Genomic DNA, 18692 nt, shown 5'->3' on the forward strand with positions numbered 1-18692 from the left:
GCTTGGCAGCATTTTCACCCGGCAATAGGTTTGCCAAGGACGAGCGGCCAAGATTAAACGGCAAGATTGAACGGCAAGATTGAACGGCCAGGATTGGACGGCCCCGGGATAAACGGCCAAGGATGAGCGGCAATCACGCCGGCGCCACCCGGCCGCGCTGATCGGGCCGGCGAGTTCCCGGCGAGTTTTTGGGGGAGACGAGAATGGCCAAGGAAACGCGGGTCGTCCGCTCGGTCCGCAGCCTGCGCCGCGCCATCGAGCCGTGGGCGGCGGCCGGCGAGCGCATCGCGCTGGTGCCGACCATGGGTGCGCTGCACACCGGCCATCTGGCGCTGGTGAAGCTGGCCCGGCGCAAGGCCGACCGCGTCGTGGTGTCGATCTTCGTCAACCCCACCCAGTTCGCCCCCACCGAGGATTTCTCCAAATATCCCCGCACCTTCCGGCAGGATTTCCGCAAGCTCGAAGCGGCCGGCGTCGATCTCGTCTATGCGCCGACAGCGGAGGAAATGTATCCGGACGGCTTCGCCACCCGCATCGTGCCGGAGGGCGCGGCGCTGGCCGGGCTTGAGGACGCGTTCCGCCCGCACTTCTTCGGCGGCGTCGCCACCGTCGTCGGCAAGCTGTTGTTGCAGGTGCGGCCGGACATCGCGGTGTTCGGCGAGAAGGACTACCAGCAGCTCAAGGTGGTCAGCCGCCTCGCCCGCGACCTCGACCTGCCGACCCGAATCATCGGCGCGCCGACCACGCGCGAGGCGGACGGGCTCGCCCTGTCGTCGCGCAACGTCTATTTGTCGGCGGACGAGCGCGCCCGCGCCGTGGCGCTGCCGCACGCGCTGGTCAAGGCGGCCGAATCGATCGCCGCCGGCCAGCCTGTGAGCCGCGCGCTGGCCCAGGGCCGCGCCACGCTGTCGCGCGCCGGCTTCGAGACCGACTATTTCGAGGCGCGCGACGCCGAGACCCTGGCGCCGCTCAAGCGCGGCCAGCGCAGCCGGGTACGCCTGCTCGCCGCCGCCCGCATCGGCGCCACGCGGCTGATCGACAATCTGGCGGTGCCGGAGGGGTGATCGATTTATACGGTTTCCGGCCCACAGGGCCGGAGAACCGTATTCCGATCGCCGAAAAATCCTTCCCAGATCAAGGATTTTTCGGCGAGAGCGTTTCCGGTATCCCGAAGGGATCAACCGGAAACCGCATTACAGTAACCCGAGGCCGGCCAGTTCCTGGCGCAGCGCCTCGGGCATGTCGGCGACGCCCTCGCCGGCCCGATCGAGATCGGACGGCGCGTCGGCGGCCGAGAGGTAGCGCCAGCCCTGGAACGCCCGCATCGGCCGCAGCACCGTGCGCACCAATTTGGGCTCCAGCACCAGCTCGCAACGACTGACGCCCTCGGCATCGACCACCGGGCGCAGATCGATCAGCCGCTGGCGGCACTGGACCACGCCCTTGATCACCCAATAGAGCGAGCCGCCGGCCAGAAGCTCGGCGCGCCGCTTCGGCGTCATGCGGGTGGTGTGGACCTGCTCATGCGGCCGGCCCTGGCGGGTGCACTCGCGGATCCGCGCCGCGATCCATTCTTCGAGGTCGGCGACGGCATCGCAGCCGACGCACAGCTTGACGAGATGGAGCGGATTGGTCGGCGAGTCCGGCATCGCCGCGTCCTACCATGCGGGGACAACGGCCGTCATCCGCGGGTCGCTTTGCCGCCTCGTCGTCCCGGGCAAGCAGCGAAGCTGCGCGACCCGGGACCGTCATCCGGAAAGGGTGCCTTTTCCTGCAAACGATCCCGGCTCTCGCTGACGCTCGGCCGGGATGACGCCATGGTATTAAGGTAGGTCGGAATAGCGAAGCGTATTCCGCCATCTTCGCCGTGCGTCCTCGACCAATTCGGCGCAATACGCTGGCGCTATTGCGCCCGACGGCGCCTCACCCCTCGACCGGCGCGATCAGCATGATCTTCGCGCCGTCCGCCACCTGGGCGCCGACGCTGACCGCCACCTCCGCCACCGTGCCGTCGATCGGCGCGGTGAGCGCGTGCTCCATCTTCATCGCCTCGATCACCGCGATCGTCTGCCCCTTGCGGACCGGATCGCCCGGACCGGCGGCGAGCGCCAGAACCTTGCCGTGCATCGGCGCGGTGACGATGCCGCCCTCATCGAGGTGCTCGATGTCGATGGCCTCAATGTCCTTGGCCTTGACCATGGCCTGCCGGCCGTGGCGCACCGCGATCACCGCGTCATCGGCCTCGATCACCGCCGCGTCCGCCGCGGCAATGCCCTCGACGCTGACCGCCAGATCCGGCGCCGAATAGCGCACCCGCGCCGTCACCGTCTCGCCGTCGGCGGTCACCTGCAGCCCGACCTCGCGGGGGCCGGCGAGGTCGAAGGCGTCGAGCACGTCCCACGGCGAGGCCGCCTCGTCGGAGCGCGCGCGCGCCAGCGCCGAGAGCCGCGCCTGCTCGCGCCGCACCAGCCGCGCGGTCGCCGCCGCCACCGCGCCGGGATCGGGCCCGCGCTGCGGCAACAGCTCGTCGAGATGGCGGTCGATGAAGCCGGTGTCGAACTTGCCGGCGCGGAACGCCGGATGCCGGGCGAGCGCCGCCAGGAACGGCGCATTGGTGCGCGGCCCCGCCACCAGCGTCTCATCGAGCGCTTGCGCCAGCCGGTCGAGCGCCTCGTCGCGGGTGGCCGCGTGGGCGATGATCTTGGCGATCATCGGATCGTAGTGCGGCGAGACCTCGCCGCCCTCCTCCACCCCGGAATCGACGCGGATGCCCTCGCCCACAGGCAGCTTCAACGCCCACAGCCGCCCGGTCGAGGGCAGGAAGCCGCGCTCGGGATCCTCGGCATAGAGCCGCGCCTCCACGGCATGGCCGTCGATGGCGAGGTCGCCTTGCGCGAACGGCAGCTTTTCGCCCGCCGCGACGCGGAACTGCAGTTCGACCAGATCGAGCCCGGTGATCGATTCGGTCACCGGGTGCTCGACCTGCAGCCGGGTGTTCATCTCCATGAACCAGAAGGCGTCGGGCCTCAGGCCCTTCGAGCCGTCGGCGATGAACTCGACCGTACCGGCGCCGACATAGCCCACCGCCTTGGCCGCCTTGACCGCGGTGTCGCCCATCAGCGCCCGCATCTCGGGCGAAAGCCCCGGCGCCGGCGCCTCCTCGATCACCTTCTGGTGGCGGCGCTGCAGCGAGCAGTCGCGCTCGAACAGATGCACGGCGTTGCCGTGGGCGTCGGCAAACACCTGGATCTCGACGTGGCGCGGATCGGTGACGTAGCGCTCGATCAGCACCCGCGGGTCGCCGAACGCCGCCTCCGCCTCGCGCTTGGCCGACGCCAGCGCCTCGGCGAAGCCGGCGGGGTCCGTGACCTTCTTCATGCCCTTGCCGCCGCCGCCCGCGGTGGCCTTGATCAGCACCGGAAAGCCGATCTCGACCGCGGCATCGGCGAGCCGCGCCGGATCCTGGTCCGCGCCGTGATAGCCCGGCACCACCGGCACGCCGGCCTTGGCCATCAGCGCCTTGGCGCCGTCCTTGGCGCCCATCGCCCGGATCGCCGAGGCCGGCGGGCCGATGAACACCAGCCCGGCCGCGGCGCAGGCGTCGGCGAAATCGGCGCGCTCGGACAGGAAGCCATAGCCGGGGTGGATCGCCTCGGCGCCGCTCTCGCGCGCCGCCGCGATCAGCCGCTCGGCGACCAGATAGCTGTCGCGCGCGGGCGCCGGCCCGATGCGGCAGGCCATGTCGGCGAGCTTCACGTGCGGCGCCGTGGCGTCGGCGTCGGAATGGACGGCGATGGTGCGAAGGCCGAGGCGGCGCGCGGTTCGGATGATGCGGACGGCGATCTCGCCGCGATTGGCAATCAGGACGGAGCTGAACATGGGGACCGAAGGTTGCGCGCAGGAAATAGGACTATGCGCAACCGGTTCCGCCCCCGTCAATCCTTGCTTGAAGCCAATCCTGCGTGGAGCCAGTCCCCGCCTGGGTTCGATCCCCGCGCGGCGTCAATCCTCGCTCGGCGTCTCGGCGGGCTCTTCGTCCGGCATCGGCGGTAAGGTCAGCGAGGTCGGCGGCGGCAGCCGCGGAACGGCGGGCTGCACCGGGGCCATCGCAGGGGCCGGCTGCTGCGGGCGCGGCACGGTCGCCGGCCGCGCCACCGGCTGCGGCGGCGGCTTCGGTGCCGTTGTCGGCGCCGCGGTCGGCGCTGTCGCGGGGGCCGTCACAGCCGGCGCGGTGGGCGCGGCCGTCGTCGCCCTCGGCGCCGGAGCAGCGGGCTTCGGCGCGGCGGCCGGCGGCGGCGCAGCACGCTCTGCCGGAGGCGCAGAACGCGGCACGGCGGCGGGCGAAAGGTCGGTCGGCGGACCCAGGCTGTCCGTGCCGGACGGCCCCGGCCCGAGCGTCGTCGGGCCCGGCGGGGGCATCTCCATCGTGCCGGAGGTCACCGGCCCCGGCGGGCCCGACAGCGCGGGATCGAGACGGGAGGGGTGCTGGCGGAACCCGAACGGACCGCCACGGCCGGGCGTCCAGATCGCCGACTGCTTCTCGACCAGCGTCTCGAAGGTCCGCGCCGCCATGTTGGCCTTGATCTTCTCGGCGTCCTTGAAGAGGTCGAGCGGAGCGCAGGACTCGGGCCGGCACTGCTCCGTCTCGGTGAGCACATAGGCGACGAGCCCGAAATCGTCGCTTTCCAGCGCCCGGCGCAGCCGCACCGTACGCGAATCGTCCGGACCCAGCCCGCTGGCCGGCAGCGAGGCGAGCGTCAGAAGCTCCAGCCGGTCCCGGATCAGCGACACCGCTGCGGCGGCATTCTCGGGCTTGGCGAACACCGTGCGCTCGCACGCGGCCCGCAGGTCGGGATTGGTCACGCCGTTCACGCAGGCCAGCAGCGGATTGCTCTCGACCGGCGAGATGATCGCCCGCGACAGCCGCTCGCCAAGCGCGAGGCGGGCCGATTGGACCTGCGTCTCTTCGAGATACTGGAACCCGCGCCAGGCGACGAAGCCGACGAGCACGATGAGGGCGAAGCGCCAGAGCCCGCCGCCGCCGCCAGTGTCGTAACCGTACGGCCGGAACAGCCGGCCGAGCAGCAGCACGGCGAGGAGCGCGGCCACAGCCACCACCCCCCAGGCCGGCACCGGCACCGGCTGCGTCCACGCACCGCTTGCAAGGATGTTCGCAACGGACGCGAGCCACGTCCGAACGGCATCGAGGGTCGCCACTGCCTGATCCATAAGAATCTACTAACATGAAGGATGGCGGCGGGAGTGTGGCCGTTCTGCCACAATCGGCCTCAGATGTTTCGGCTGCGACAGAAGACGGCCGAGGACAGCCGCGCCGGCCGAAACGCACGGCCGCGCGGCATCGCGCCGCGGAACCGGCGATCGCGGGCCGGCGGCCGGACCCCCCTGCCGGACAGGGTGTTTCGGCGAACGCCGTTCCGGTCCCGCACGTGACTTTCCGGACGCCGCACGACTGGCGAACCGCCGCCCTGCCCCCCATATGCCGACCAACCAACATCCGATGGAGGATTCGACGATGGCCCGACCCGTGTTCCGACGCTCCCTTGCCCTTGCGGTCGCAGCCCTGGTGCTGGCGTGGCCGGTCGGCGAGGCTGCCGCCAAGGCGGGCAAAGGCTTCGGCATGGGCAGCCGCGGCTCGCAGACCTTCAGCGCGCCGCCCGCGACCAATACCGCGCCGCGGCCGGGCGCGCCGATCGAGCGGTCGATGACCCAGCCGGGCCAGACCAATCCCGGTGTCAACCAGGCCCGTCCCGGCCAGCCGGCGGCCCAGCCCGGCGGCTCGTTCGGCCGCGGCCTGCTCGGCGGCATCGCCGGTGGCCTGCTCGGCGCCGGCCTGTTCGGCCTGCTGATGGGCAGCGGCTTCGGCGGCATGGCCGGCGTGCTCGGTCTCCTCGTTCAGGTTGCCCTGATCGGCGGCCTGGTGTGGCTGGCGCTGCGCCTGTTCCGCCGGCGCCAGCAGCCGGCCTATGCCGGCATGCCGGGCCCGGCCCCGTCCGAGCGCCCCTCGCCGCTGAACCGGGCCGGATTCGACTCCGGCCTCAATGGCGGACCCGGCGGCCTCAATGCCGGGCGCTCCCCGCTGTTTGGCGGCGGCTCGGCCCCCTCGCCGCGCAAGGCCGGCTTTGACGGCGTCGGGCTGGCGGCGGCGGACTTCGACACGTTCGAGAAACTGCTCGGCGATGTCGAGACCGCCTATGGCCGCGGCGACCTCGCCACGCTGCGCCAGGCCGCGACGCCCGAGATGGCCGGCTACCTCGCCGACGATCTCGCCGCGGATGCCGAGGCCGGCCGGGTGAACCGCATCGACGACGTCAAGCTGCTGCAGGGCGATCTCGCCGAAGCCTGGCGCGAAGGCACGACCGACTACGCCACCGTCGCCATGCGCTTCTCGATGGTCGACCGCACGCTCGACAAGGCCACCGGCCGCCTGCTGGACGGCTCCGAGGAGCCGGCCGAGACCACCGAGCTTTGGACCTTCCGCCGCGACGTTGGCGGCACCTGGAAGCTGTCGGCGATCCAGCCGGCCTAAACAGGGGACGCCTCTTCTCCCCTCCCCCCGCGAGCTTCGCGAGCGGTGGGGAGGGGTCGGGGGTGGGGGGCGCGGAACGCCTCGGCGCGCGTCGTCCAAACCGAAAGTGTGCGGGCCAACCCCACGCCAACGGCTCCCGACGACGGCGAGGCGATTTTTTCATTCCCGGCGTGGCGGGTTTCCGGTGGCAAACCGAGACGGTTTCCAGCCCAAAGAGCCGGAAACCGGGTTGAACAGCATCGACGGCCCCGGGCGTCAGCGTCCGGGGCCGTTTGCATGATGGGTTGTCGAAGAGGATGCGCTGGCGAAGAGGATGCGTCGTCAGTCGGTTCCGCAGGAGAGCGCGGCCGAACGGCCGGCCTGCTCAGCCGGGAAGTTACGTTACGGCAGCCGGTGATCACAGCAGCGGGCAGCTTTCGGACGACGGCCCCGACAGCGCCGCGACTTCGCGGAGCGCGGACATGTCCTGGATCGTCAGCACATGGTTCTCCAGCGTCAGGATGCCGTCCTGGCGGAAGCTGCGCAGCACGCGGTTGAGGTGGACCGTGGTCAGGCCGAGCGCATCGGCCAATTGCACCGAGGTCAAGGGCACGCGGAATCCTTCGTCGCGGGCCATCTGCCGCTCGCGCAGGCGCTGGTGCAGATCGAGCGTGAAGTGCGCGAAGTTTCGCCGGGCGTTGCACGCGCCCACAACCGCCAGACGCTCGGCGATGCGCTGCTGCTCGGCCAACAGCATGACCGTGAGGCGGCGGGCAAGCGAGGGAATGTTCAGCATGTCGTCGATCTGCCGGCAGTCGAGCGAACAATAGGTGACGTCGGTCACCGCCTGCACGGCATGGCGCACCGCCCCGCTCAGCACGCTCTCCAGGCCGATCAAGTCACCCGGCAGCAGCACCTTGATCAAATGGCTCTCGCCCGAAGGCAGCGTGATGGTCTTGATCGCCCAGCCGGAATAAAGCGTCAACAGACGGGGTTTCTGGCTGCCCTGTTCGAGCAGGTACTCGCCCGACCAGCTTCGGCCATGCGCGTTCTTGAACCGCTGCATGAACTCGAGTTCTGCATCGGTCATACTGTCGAAAAAGCCGAATTGTCGAAGACGGCACTCCCGACACCGAGGCATGGCCGTGGTCACCGACGAAATCGCCGGCCGCAAGGGAGTCACGGTGCGGGGGGAACTCACCATCGCCATCGCCGGTACCCTGAAATGCCTTACCTCCCTGGCGTGTAGGAACGACCAGGAGCGCGTTAAATCCCCCATCAAAATTATACGCTGCAGGCTTGGCTTGCATAGCGCGATGACGGACACAAAAACAACCATGCCCTTGAGTCAATGCAGGCTCAGGGCTTGCGCTGCGGATCGTTTCTTCTCAACCAAATGCCATATGAATTTAAATAGGTTTTGAACAAAAAACGAACAACAGAAAAAATCTCCGGTAGCGACATATCGCAACATTTGTTGCATCAAGGCGTCAAACCGTCCGCGATCGCTCCGGACCGCTCAGCTTGCGCGCCGTGTCCGTGGCAGCGCGTCCGCGCCCGAAACACGCTGCGATTGATGAAGTAACCTTACGCCCCCCGCCTCCACTTGCGGAATGCGGAAAGATCGCGACCCTGACCCCACAGCGATGCAGGGCCGGCAACTCTGCGCGAACAGGCGCAGGCGCGCCGCCGGGCGATGTCGGGGCATCCCCCGTCACGATCCGGACAAGCCCTCGCCGAAATCCTTGTCTGATAACGAGATTTCCGGCGATCCGCCGGCGGGGCCGGCCCAGGGGGACGCCAAGGGGACGCCAGTTCGCGCCGCAACCCGGCCTCCGTCCGAGTTTCCAAACGGTCTCAGCGCGACGTCAGGCGGGCCTCGAAGCAGTCGGCCCAAAGCAGCCCGACATCGTCCTGGCCGGGCGAGGCCATCCACGGCGCCTCCTCCGCGTCCACACTCTCCGCCTGCGACAGGCTGCAGCCCAGCGCATCGGCGACGACACGACCATTGCGGCACCCCTGCTCGAACATCGCGTCGTTGGCCGAGCTCAGCAGCACTAGGTTTTCGCCGATCGTATCCTCGCCCTGGCCGGTCACATCGGCCCACGCGCCGGCCTGCACCAACGCCAGCGTGTCGTTGTCCATTGCACCGGCCTGCTGTTCGGCGAGCCGGGTGATCAGCATCGCCAGGAATCCGATGACATAGGGATCGGACCACGCCGAGTCCGCGATGCCGCCCAGCCTGAACCGGCTGCCTTCGACCAGCGGGGCGATGATCGCCGCCACCCGTTTGCGCGTGCGTTGCGCCCGCCAGAGCGACAGCACCATGCCCTCCCCCTCCGTGGGGCCGTGCGGCACCGTGCAGCAATCGCCCGGCGCCCCTCACCCGGCAGTTCGATCTATTTTTTATTCAATGTCTACCAATATACAGTGATCCCCAATGAGGTCGCACCATGAACCGGCTGCCGCCCCGGCCCGACTTCGAGAAAATTGAAGCCGCCGCCTTCGCATCGGCCGACCAGCGCACCGCCGTGCTCGCGCTGATCGGCAACATCGTGTTCAGCTGGTCCAACAATGAGAGCCTGCTCATCTATGTGATGATGCTCCTGCTCGACAGCGACGAGACCACCGCCGCCGTCGTGTTCTCGACCCTGAACACCACGCGCGCCCGGCTCGATCTCATCGAGCGTCTGTCCCGCGTCAACGTCACCGACCGCGCCCTGGCCAAGGAGCTTGCGCGGCTGATGGACCGGTTCAACGCCTGCACCCGTGCGCGCAACGAGTTCAATCATTGCATGTACGGGCTGGACGACCAGGGGCTGATCACCCACACCCGCTCGCTGCGCCTGGAACTGACGCGCACCCGCCTGCAATGGGGCAACGAGCGGCCGATGGACGAGGCGCGCATGCAGGAAATGACCGCGCTGCTGCGCGAACTGCGCGCCCTCAATCGCGACCTTTGGGAGTTCCTCCCCCGCCTGCAGACCGGCGTGCGGTCGCTCTCCAGCAAGCCGCCCCAGCCGGCCACGGCAACCCCGGCGGCCCGCCCGCGCCAAGACCGCCCTCAAGACCGCCCTCAAGACCGCTCTTGAGGACGAGGCGTTCCTGAACCGGATGCGCTCCCGAAGAAGGAGCGTTCCTGCAACGGGAGCATTCCTCAAGGTCCAACCTCATGCCCGAAGCTTATGCTTCAGCTTCTGGCAGGGCTTCGAGGACGATCCTGTCGCGATTCCGAAAGCATCCCCTGCCGAGATCCTTGTTCGCCAACAGGATTTTCCTTGAGCCGACGGTGAAGCGCCGCTCACGACGGCGGGATTTCGCACGAGTCGCCGCGCAACGCGGGGATTAACCTTAACCACGACAATAGATCCCACAGAAATCCGATTCCCGTGCGCCCTTTGTTTTCGTTGACTTTTTTCAGCTCGCCCGGACGACAGATGTACTCGGCTGCAACAAATGTGGTCTGTCCGCGCCGCGAAGTTTGACCTGCATCAGATCCGCAGACATCATTACGAAGTTAACCGGATGTTAACGATTGTGGCGGAGCGAAAATTGCCACAAGGAAAATATTCGGTTAGCAAATAATTTCTACGCCGCAGAATGCGGAGTGGAACCTTCAGAGACCTCCAGCATTACCGAGTTGTTCGCCACGGCACTTCGTTCATTTCGTGAGCGAAAACGAGATTTTCTGCCTGAAATACGGGGAGGCGCCGCACCGGCACCGAAATTCATCATAACATGTCTGGATAGCGACCATAGGGCTCCCGGCGTCATGCGGGCTCCCGGATCGTGAAGCCGGATCAACCCGAAATTCTGTCATCAGCACTGTGCGTGTAGCTTCGAACGCCGACGTAGATGATTGGCGTTGTGGAAACACAAGCGGTGCGTCCTTCCAAGCTTTCTTGAAGCAGGAGACGTACTATGTCACGTCGTCACGACGATCCGACCCAGGCGCAAGGTCAGCTGCAGGGCGAGGCTCAGGGCCAGCTCCAGGGCCAGGCGGAACTGCAGGGCCAGCTCCAGGGCCAGGCTTCGCTGCAGGGCCAGGGTCAGGGCCAGTCTCAGGCGCAGAACGCCTACCAGGGCGTCGGTCAGGCCGCGTTCGCTCTGAATAACAACAAGAGCGAAAACGAGAACGAGAACGAGAATTCGAACAAGAACGAAAACGAGAACAAGATCGACAACGAGGTCGAGAACAAGGTCGAGAGCAAGGTCGACAACGACGTCGACAACAAGGTCGAGAACAACGTCGAAAACAATGTCGACGTGAAGGTTGACGTCGAAGTCGACCTCGACATCGACGGCAAGCTGTTCCAGCCGTCTGAAGCCGACGTGATCGATATCGACGAGATCGCGTGCATCGACGACAGCATCATTATGCCGGACGTCGTCACCCAGACGCTCAACGACGGCAACATGTTCAACATCGACCAGGTCAACAACCTGGCCGACCAGGATCATAGCTGCGCTTCGCTGAGCTATGGCAGCGCCAGCCTCGGCCTCGCCGGGCTGTTCGCCGATGATCCGGGCACCGAGTCGTCCTTCTCGATGTGGGCCAAGGCCGAAGGCGGCGCAGCCAAGGCCGAGGACATCGAGGCCAAGGTCGGCGATGACGGCAGCATCGAGAGCGTCGGCACCACCACCGCCGATGCCATCGTGAACCAGGAAGCCTTCACCCAGAACATCGTGCTGGGCTCGAACATCCAGTTCAACCAGATCGATATCACGGCTGCTGGCAACAACCTGACGATGGACGACTCCATCTGACGCATAGACGTGTGGTCGGGGGCCGTGTTCGCACGGCCCCCGATTCTTCTCGCTCGACCACTTCCGAAATCCAACCGACCGCTGTCGTGCCGGGCTCGGGGAGCGATCCGTTCGAGAGGGACCGTCCATGAATATTCACGATGTGACCGAACTGATCTGGCACTTCGTCGGGCATCTTCGCCTTGACGAGGATGTCTCGAGAAGTCGCATCCAATATGAAGACGCCGAAGCCGGGCGTGTTCTGGCGGACGACGTCGACCGCGTGAAGGACGCTCCGGTTCGCCACGAAGATCCGGACGACACCGACCCGACCCCGGTGGTCTACGCGAACTTCGCGGGCGCGCAGGCGCTGCCGCCGTTCGTCCCGCAGTTCATGCATCCGAATACCTCTCCGGTGCCGATCGACCCGGTGGATGACATCCATTTCAAGACCCCGCCGCGGGTCGTGCCCACCCCGGCGCCCGGCTCGCTTTCAGGCGCCCTTCCGCAGAGCATCGGCCCCGAATACCGCGAGACGCTGTTCGAAGCCCGGCAGATCAATCAGCTCGACGATTCCGATTATTTCACCGACGATCTGTTGTGGGCCGGCGCATTGCCGGTGGCGAACACGAGCTACATGCTCGACGAGCTCTATGCTACGGCCCAGGACGCAATCCCGGCGCACCTCGAAACGGTGTCCGGCGGCGGTTCGCAGGAGGCGGTCGCCTACGCCACCAATCTTGGCAGCGGCGCCTACGAGGTGCCCTCCTCGCAGGTCGAAGCCGGCAGCTATCACAACGGCGAGCGGCTCGCCGACGACCAGACCCTGCCGACCGATATCGGCGCGATCGTCCCGGAAATGCCGGAGCCGACCAACGGCTCGACCGGCGATCTCGGCATCACCACCCAGGCCGCCGAGCTTGGCGCCAACGGGGCCTACAACTACGCGCTCATCGCCGACGCCAACGGCGCCTGCGGAACGCTGGTGGTGCTCGGCGACAAGTTCAGCCTCAACGCCATCGTCCAGATCAACGCCTATTCCGACGACGACGTGATCAACCGGACCGGCCTCGGCGGCTACGGCGAAGCCGGAACCATCGCCGGCGGCGGCAACCACGCCGACAACCTCGCCCAGGTGGGGTTCACCGAGCTCGAAGCGATGCCGGCCGCCAAATCCGGCACGTCCTACCGGATCGACGTCATCGAGGGTGACTTCTTCGACATCCGCACGCTGTTCCAAAGCAACACTGCGGCGGACGACGACGTCGCGACCCTGACGACCGAGGGGCATTACTGCCTGGTGCGGACCGGCGCAAACGAGATGGTCAATGTCTCGGATCTGCGTGATTTCGACTTCACCAACTACTACGACGTGATCGTGGTTGGCGGTCAGTATTACGACATCAACGCCATCATTCAGCTCAACCTGCTGTGCGACAACGACGCTGTCTCGGCCACCGGAACCGGCGATGGCGCAACCATCAACACCGGTGGCAACAGCCTGCTGAACGACGCCCAGATCGAGAATTACGGCACCACCAACGTCCAGCCGCTCGGCGATGGCATGGCGACGTTCGTCTCCTCCCTCGCCGATGGCGATGCGCCCGACGGGGCATCGAGCTGGGGATTCTCGGACGGCGGCGACGGCTACATCGACGTGCTCTACGTCACCGGCAATTATTTCGACATCAATCTGCTCTGGCAGATCAACGCGGTCAGCGACGTCGACGTCGCCGCGCTGCAGGCCGGAAGCGACGACTCGGCGACCCAGGTGGTCTCGACCGGCGCCAACGAGCTGCAGAACCAGGCGATCATCGTCGATGTCGATGCGCTCTCCAGCGAATTCATCGGCGGCGACGTGTACGAAGGCTCGATCCTGATCCAGGCGAACCTCGTCGAAAGCGACGACGACTCGGTGGTTCACCATGACACCGACACGCTGGTGCCGGAGGTGATCGCCTTCACCGGCGGCAACGACGACAACGGGCCGAGCGACCACGCCTATGTCGGTCCGCCGGTCACCATGACCGACCACATCATGGGCACCGTCATGACCTGACGGTGCGGGCGCCTCGTCGCCTCGCACCGGCCGGCGCAAAGTCCCGGCCGGAACAACAAGACGAAATTCGCAGCAGAGGCTGACCGATGAAAGACCGCTCTGACGCGCAAGGCATGCCGTATACCGGACCGAATGCGGCGGGAAGCCCAGAGACGCCGGGCAGCGGTGTCGCGCTGCAGGCGCCGGCCGACGCCGAGCGTGCCGCGCTGTCGGACGCCACGTCCGCGTCCGGCGCCCTGACGACCGACCCCGCCGAGCAAGGCGCGGAGGCGCAGCCAGCCGTGGCCGCCGAACCGGGACAGCCGAAGTCGCCGGTGCTCCAGCAGCGCTGGCGCGACCAGGATTTCCGCTCCGTCCTGACGTCCGGACTTGCCGCCTGCCGGCGCAACCTCGTCACCGTCGCCCTGTTCTCGTTCTTCACCAATCTGATCGTGCTGGCGGTGCCGATCTATCTGTTCCAGATCTCCGACCGCGTGATGACCAGCCGCAGCATGGACACGCTGGTGATGCTCACCGTCGTGGTCGTCGTGGCGATCTTCCTGCACGTCTTCCTCGACATGATGCGCCGCTTCATCCTCATGCGCATCGCCGTCGAGGCGGAGAGCAAGCTCGGCGCGCCGGTCCTCAGCGCCGCCGCCAAGGCCTCGCAGAGCGGCTCGAACCGCGAGTACCAGACGCTCGCGGACATGCAGCAATTGCGCAACTTCATCACCGGGCCGGTGCTGATCTCCATGCTCGATGCGCCGATCGCGCCGATCTATCTCGTCGCGGTGTTCCTGGTGCACCCCGATCTCGGCTTCATCGTCACGCTCACCGGCATTGCGCTGCTGACGATCGCGGTCATCAACCAGCGGCTCACCGCCGTGCCGTTCTCCCGCGCCAACGCCTTCTCGACGCGCGCCAACCTCCAGGCCGAGGCGATGGCCCGCAACTCGCAGGTCATCAACGCCATGGGCATGATCCCGGAGGGCGTCGCGATCTGGGGCCGGGAAACGGCGGAATCCCTGAAGTCGCAGGTGACGGCGCAAGACTACAACATCTACATGGCCGGCCTGTCGAAGTTCATCCGCCTGTGCACCCAGATCGCCATTCTCGGCTGGGGTGCGTGGCTGTGCCTGCACTCCGAACTCACCGGCGGCATGATGATCGCCGCCTCGATCGTGGCGAGCCGCGCGCTGGCGCCGATCGAGGGCACCATCGAGGGCTGGCGCGGCTTCGTCCAGGCGCGTTCCGCCTATGGCCGAATCCGCTCGCTGCTGCAGAATTCGCCGCTGAACTTCGAGCGGCTGCGCCTGCCCCATCCGGCCGGCCACCTGACCGTCGAGCGTATCCTCTACGTGCCGCCGCCCAACAAGCGGGTGATCCTCAACGGCGTGTCGTTCCGCCTCGAACCGGGCGAGTCGCTGGCCATCGTCGGCAATTCCGGCGCCGGCAAGTCGACCCTGGCCAAGATGCTGGTCGGCTCGGTCATCCCGACCGCCGGCAGCGTGCGCCTCGACTCCATGGATCTGCGCAACTGGGATCCGCGCCAGTTCGGCGAATGCGTCGGCTACCTGCCGCAGGACGTCGAGCTGTTCCCGGCGACGATCAAGGCCAACATCGCCCGCATGCGGGCCGACGCCACCGACGAGGCGATCTTCGAGGCCGCCGAGCTTGCCGACGTCCACGAGATGATCTCGCACTTCGCCCACGGCTACGAGACCACGATCGGCGTCGACGGCAGCCCGCTGTCCGGCGGCCAGAAGCAGCGCATCGGGCTCGCCCGTGCCTTCTACGGCCGTCCCCGCCTGGTGGTGCTCGACGAACCGAACTCCAATCTCGACGTCGCCGGCGAACGCGCGCTGGCCAACGCGCTGGTGCGCGCCAAGGACTTCCAGATCACCGTCGTCGCCATCACCCAGCGCCCCGCACTGCTGCGCAGCGTCGACAAGATCCTGATCCTGAAGGACGGCGCCGTGCAGGCGATGGGCAAGCGCGACGAGATGCTCGCCGTGTTGGCCGGCAACAAGTCCACCGCCGCCGCCGCGACGACGGCGCGACCTGCGCTCGATTCCTTCGCGATGGCGGAAACCTAAGGAGGGGGATGTGTCAATCGTTGAGTCCGCGCATCAGGCGCGCGAATGGTACTCGGACATCCCCCGACGGACCCGAACCCACACCATATTGGGTTTCAGCGGATTGCTCATCGGCTTTCTCGGTTTCGGCCTGTGGGGCGGCACCGCGCCGATCGCCGGTGCGGTCGTCTCGACCGGCTCGTTCGTCGCCACCGGGCAGAACCGGATCGTGCAGCACCTCGAAGGCGGGGTGATCAGCAAGATCTACGTCAATGAAGGCGACGTCGTCCAACCCGGCCAGACCCTCGTCCTGCTCGACGACACCACGCCGAAGGCGGAGCTGCGCCGCCTCCAACTGCGTCAGGCGCACCTGGTCGCGACGATCGCCCGCCTCCAGGCCACGAGCGAGGGACGCGAGACCTATAGCGAGCCCGAGGAGATCGCCAAAGTCACCGACGACCCGGACATCCTGAAGATCCGGGGAACGCAGCGGCTGCTGTTCGAAGCGCATCACAAGAGCATGGAGAGCGACATCTCCGCACTCAAGGATGGCATCAACGCGCTGCAGGAGCGCATCGACGGCACCACGACCCAGCGGCAATACGTGAAGAAGCAGCTCCAGCTCATCGAGGAGGAGCTTACCGGCAAGCGCAAGCTGCTGGAATCCGGCTTCATCCGCAAGCCGGAGGTGCTGGCCATCGCCCGCGCCCAGGCCAATCTCGAAGGCGAGATCGGCCGGCTGACCGGCGAGATCGGCGACGCCCGCGAGCGCATCGCCCGCTCCCGCGAGCAGATCCAGGGAATCCGCAGCACGGTCATCAAGACCTCGGTCGACCAGATGCACCAGTCGAATGCCGAGCTCTATGACGTGCGCGAGCGCCTGCGCGCCGCCCAGCGCGTGCTGGAGCGCATCGCCATCACCGCGCCGGTGCGCGGCGTCGTGGTGAAGAAGCGCTACCACACCGTCGGCGGCGTCATCGAGCCCGGAAAGAACATCCTGGAGATCGTGCCGCTCGACGAGGAGCTGGTCATCGAGGTGCGGGTGCGGCCGCAGGATATCGACCACGTCAAGCTCGGCCAGCCTGCCTCGGTGCGCCTGACATCGCTCAACCGGCGCACGACGCCCATGGTGGCCGGAGAAGTGGTCTACATCTCCGCCGACGCGGTCCAGGACGAGACGCGCGGCCAAACGCCGCTTTCGACCGCCGACGTCTACGTCGCCCGCGTGCGGCTCGACGCGGTCGAGGCTGCGGCGATCGAGGGCTTCAGCCCCACCCCCGGCATGCCGGCGGAAGTGTTCATCAAGACGGCCGAGCGGACGTTCTTCGAATATCTGGTCCGGCCAATCCACGACAGCCTGCAGCGTGCGTTCCGGGAGTCCTGACGCCATGCACATCGACGTCATCGACAGCGGAGCGGCACTGGCGGAGCTGCGCGAGCAGTGGGAGGACGTCTACGCGGCCGACCCGCAGGCGCATTTCTTCCTCTCGTTCAACTGGCTCAGCGACTGGCTCGATGCCGCCCGCAGCCCATGGTTCGTCCTCGCCGCCCGCCCGAGCGCGGCGCATCCGCGCCACGTCGCCTATCTGCCGCTGCGCTTTTCCAACAAGACGGGCAAGGACGGCAAGCTGCGCCGCGAATTCACCATGGCCGGCAGCCGCCTGTCGGACTACACCGGCTTTCTGTGCCGGCCCGAATATGAGGAGCTTGCGATCCCGGCGTTCGCCCATCACCTGAAGGCGCTCGACTGGTCGACGTTCCAACTGGAGAACATCCGCAACGCGCCGCGCCGGCTCGAACTGTTCACCGCGTGCTTCGAGAGCGACGTCTACGCCTCGAAGAACGTCGAGCACATCGACCGCATCGACGGCACCGACCACAATCTCTGCCCGCTCACCGAACTGCCCGACTCGTGGGATGCGTTTCTCGCCACCAAGCTCAGCGCCAACACGCGCCAGAAGTTGCGGCGCTTCCTGCGCGTCGTCGAGAGCCCGGACTCGGGCTTCCGCTTCACCTTGCCGGACGCCTCCACCATCGACCGCGACCTCGACGTGTTCCTGAAATTCTGGGACACGCGGTGGCGCCCGCGCAAGGGCGCCAAGACCGACGACATCGTGGCCATGAACCGCACGATGCTGAAGCGCTGCTTCGATGCGGGGACGCTGTTCCTGCCCATGCTGTGGCAGGGCGAGCGGCCGCTCGGCGGCCTGGCGAGCTTTCTCGATCCGGTCAAGCGCGCGGTGATGTTCTACATGGCCGGGCGCGACGAGTCGTTCGACACGCCGCCGCCGGGCCTGATGCTGCACGCCTTCAGCATCCGCCGCCTCATCGCCGACGGCTTCAAGATCTACGATTTCCTGCGCGGCAACGAGCCCTACAAATATTCGTTCGGCGTGGTCGAGCACCGCATCGTCCACATCACGCTGAGCCGGCAGAGCCTGGACGAGCGGGCCCGCGCCGCCGAGTTCGCCGCGATGTTCAAGGCGGCGACCGAGCACCATCAGCAGGGCCGCCTCGTCGAGGCCGAAAGTGGATACCGCCGCATCCTCGATGCCAATCCGCGCCACAGCGGCGCGCTCTACGGCCTGGGGCAGATGCTGGCCGCGCGCGGCGACCATGGCGCCGCCGAGCAGATCTTCAGCGTCTTCGTGTCGATCGACAAGAACTCGGCCAAGGGATGGCTTCGCCTGGCCGCGGCCCTGCAGGCGCGCGAGAAGTTCCAGGCGGCGGCCGACGCCTATCGCGAATCCATCCAGCACCGGCCCGATCTGGTCGAGGCGCACAACGGCCTGGGCAATGTGCTGGCGCGTCTCGGCCAGCGCGAGGACGCCGTCGTCGCGTTCGAGACCGCGCTGCGCCTGAAGCCGGATTTCCTGGAGGCCGAGGTCAGCCTCGGCAATGTTCTGGAATCGATGGAGCGGCTGACGCCGGTCAGCCGGGCCCAGTTCGCGCGCGCCAATCTCGCCCTCGCCGATCGCCGGCGCGCGGCCGGCGCCACCCGCCCGGCCGCCGTGCTCTATCGCCGCGCCATCGCCTTCGATCCGGCATCGGCCGCGGCCCATCACGGCCTCGGCCTGATGCTGCAGACGCTGGGCGAAGCGGGCCAGGCCGCGCAGTGCTATCGGCGGGCGCTCGAACTCGATCCGAACCACGCCGAGGCGCGCACGCTGCTGGCGATCGTCGATCCCGGCCGCGGCAAGCGCTTCAAGGCGCGCCCGCAGGTCGGCGCGGCGGCACGGGAGCCGTCCCCGCCCTGGGCCGTGCCGCCGTCCGAGACCGGCGCACCGCGGCTGAACTGACCGCGCCG

General features: G+C 67.4%; 13 protein-coding genes. 8 read left to right on the top strand and 5 right to left on the bottom strand.

Annotation, left to right across the window (positions count from 1 at the left end; genetic code table 11):
- Window positions 1–203: 203 nt before the first annotated feature.
- Complete coding sequence (gene panC / locus F1193_RS07570) at window positions 204–1064, top strand: pantoate--beta-alanine ligase (RefSeq protein ID WP_150097075.1); 861 nt, start codon at window positions 204–206, stop codon at window positions 1062–1064.
- Between the two features lie 129 nt (window positions 1065–1193).
- Here the strand turns inward: panC and F1193_RS07575 are convergent, their stop codons facing one another.
- The 3 genes from F1193_RS07575 to F1193_RS07585 form a co-directional block, all read right to left on the bottom strand.
- Window positions 1194–1649, bottom strand: coding sequence for a DUF1489 family protein (locus F1193_RS07575; protein WP_150097076.1), 456 nt, complete (start codon window positions 1647–1649; stop codon window positions 1194–1196).
- A gap of 274 nt (window positions 1650–1923) precedes the next feature.
- A complete protein-coding gene (locus F1193_RS07580; RefSeq protein WP_150097077.1) occupies window positions 1924–3879 on the bottom strand; it encodes an acetyl-CoA carboxylase biotin carboxylase subunit in 1956 nt (651 codons plus the stop codon).
- Window positions 3880–4002: 123 nt separating this feature from the next.
- Window positions 4003–5217 carry a hypothetical protein gene (locus F1193_RS07585; protein ID WP_150097078.1) on the bottom strand — a complete coding sequence of 405 codons (1215 nt, stop codon included), beginning with the start codon at window positions 5215–5217 and terminating at the stop codon, window positions 4003–4005.
- Window positions 5218–5533: 316 nt separating this feature from the next.
- Here F1193_RS07585 and F1193_RS07590 point away from each other — a divergent pair, with 316 nt between their 5' ends.
- Window positions 5534–6547, top strand: coding sequence for a TIM44-like domain-containing protein (locus tag F1193_RS07590; RefSeq protein WP_246164200.1), 1014 nt, complete (start codon window positions 5534–5536; stop codon window positions 6545–6547).
- Window positions 6548–6944: 397 nt separating this feature from the next.
- Here F1193_RS07590 and F1193_RS07595 read toward each other — a convergent pair whose 3' ends face one another.
- Entirely contained in the window at window positions 6945–7736 is a 792-nt protein-coding gene (locus F1193_RS07595) for a Crp/Fnr family transcriptional regulator (protein ID WP_170263447.1), read from the bottom strand.
- Between the two features lie 647 nt (window positions 7737–8383).
- Window positions 8384–8854: a hypothetical protein gene (locus F1193_RS07600; RefSeq protein WP_150097081.1), complete on the bottom strand. Its 471-nt coding sequence runs from the start codon at window positions 8852–8854 to the stop codon at window positions 8384–8386.
- 125 nt (window positions 8855–8979) lie between these two features.
- Between F1193_RS07600 and F1193_RS07605 the strand changes: the two genes are divergently transcribed.
- From F1193_RS07605 to F1193_RS07630, 6 genes are all read left to right on the top strand, one after another.
- Window positions 8980–9618, top strand: coding sequence for a hypothetical protein (locus F1193_RS07605; protein WP_246164201.1), 639 nt, complete (start codon window positions 8980–8982; stop codon window positions 9616–9618).
- A gap of 829 nt (window positions 9619–10447) precedes the next feature.
- Complete coding sequence (locus F1193_RS07610) at window positions 10448–11293, top strand: hypothetical protein (RefSeq protein ID WP_210247323.1); 846 nt, start codon at window positions 10448–10450, stop codon at window positions 11291–11293.
- A gap of 127 nt (window positions 11294–11420) precedes the next feature.
- A complete protein-coding gene (locus F1193_RS07615) occupies window positions 11421–13331 on the top strand; it encodes a hypothetical protein (RefSeq protein ID WP_150097082.1) in 1911 nt (636 codons plus the stop codon).
- An 86-nt stretch (window positions 13332–13417) separates the two neighbouring features.
- A complete protein-coding gene (locus tag F1193_RS07620) occupies window positions 13418–15406 on the top strand; it encodes a type I secretion system permease/ATPase (protein WP_150097083.1) in 1989 nt (662 codons plus the stop codon).
- A gap of 10 nt (window positions 15407–15416) precedes the next feature.
- Window positions 15417–16769, top strand: a complete 1353-nt coding sequence (locus tag F1193_RS07625) for an HlyD family type I secretion periplasmic adaptor subunit (RefSeq protein WP_150097084.1) — start codon at window positions 15417–15419, stop codon at window positions 16767–16769.
- 4 nt (window positions 16770–16773) lie between these two features.
- Complete coding sequence (locus tag F1193_RS07630) at window positions 16774–18684, top strand: GNAT family N-acetyltransferase (protein ID WP_150097085.1); 1911 nt, start codon at window positions 16774–16776, stop codon at window positions 18682–18684.
- The last annotated feature ends 8 nt before the right edge of the window (window positions 18685–18692 follow it).

It is taken from the genome of Blastochloris sulfoviridis (assembly GCF_008630065.1).
GTDB classification, from domain to species: domain Bacteria; phylum Pseudomonadota; class Alphaproteobacteria; order Rhizobiales; family Xanthobacteraceae; genus Blastochloris; species Blastochloris sulfoviridis.

Coding starts and splice junctions, on each gene's coding strand:
- F1193_RS07605 (WP_246164201.1), top strand. CDS start 8,980: ATGAACCGGCTGCCGCCCCGGCCCGACTTCGAGAAAATTGAAGCCGCC.
- F1193_RS07600 (WP_150097081.1), bottom strand. CDS start 8,854: ATGGTGCTGTCGCTCTGGCGGGCGCAACGCACGCGCAAACGGGTGGCG.
- F1193_RS07630 (WP_150097085.1), top strand. CDS start 16,774: ATGCACATCGACGTCATCGACAGCGGAGCGGCACTGGCGGAGCTGCGC.
- F1193_RS07590 (WP_246164200.1), top strand. CDS start 5,534: ATGGCCCGACCCGTGTTCCGACGCTCCCTTGCCCTTGCGGTCGCAGCC.
- F1193_RS07580 (WP_150097077.1), bottom strand. CDS start 3,879: ATGTTCAGCTCCGTCCTGATTGCCAATCGCGGCGAGATCGCCGTCCGC.
- F1193_RS07595 (WP_170263447.1), bottom strand. CDS start 7,736: ATGGCGATGGTGAGTTCCCCCCGCACCGTGACTCCCTTGCGGCCGGCG.
- F1193_RS07610 (WP_210247323.1), top strand. CDS start 10,448: ATGTCACGTCGTCACGACGATCCGACCCAGGCGCAAGGTCAGCTGCAG.
- F1193_RS07575 (WP_150097076.1), bottom strand. CDS start 1,649: ATGCCGGACTCGCCGACCAATCCGCTCCATCTCGTCAAGCTGTGCGTC.
- panC (WP_150097075.1), top strand. CDS start 204: ATGGCCAAGGAAACGCGGGTCGTCCGCTCGGTCCGCAGCCTGCGCCGC.
- F1193_RS07615 (WP_150097082.1), top strand. CDS start 11,421: ATGAATATTCACGATGTGACCGAACTGATCTGGCACTTCGTCGGGCAT.
- F1193_RS07620 (WP_150097083.1), top strand. CDS start 13,418: ATGAAAGACCGCTCTGACGCGCAAGGCATGCCGTATACCGGACCGAAT.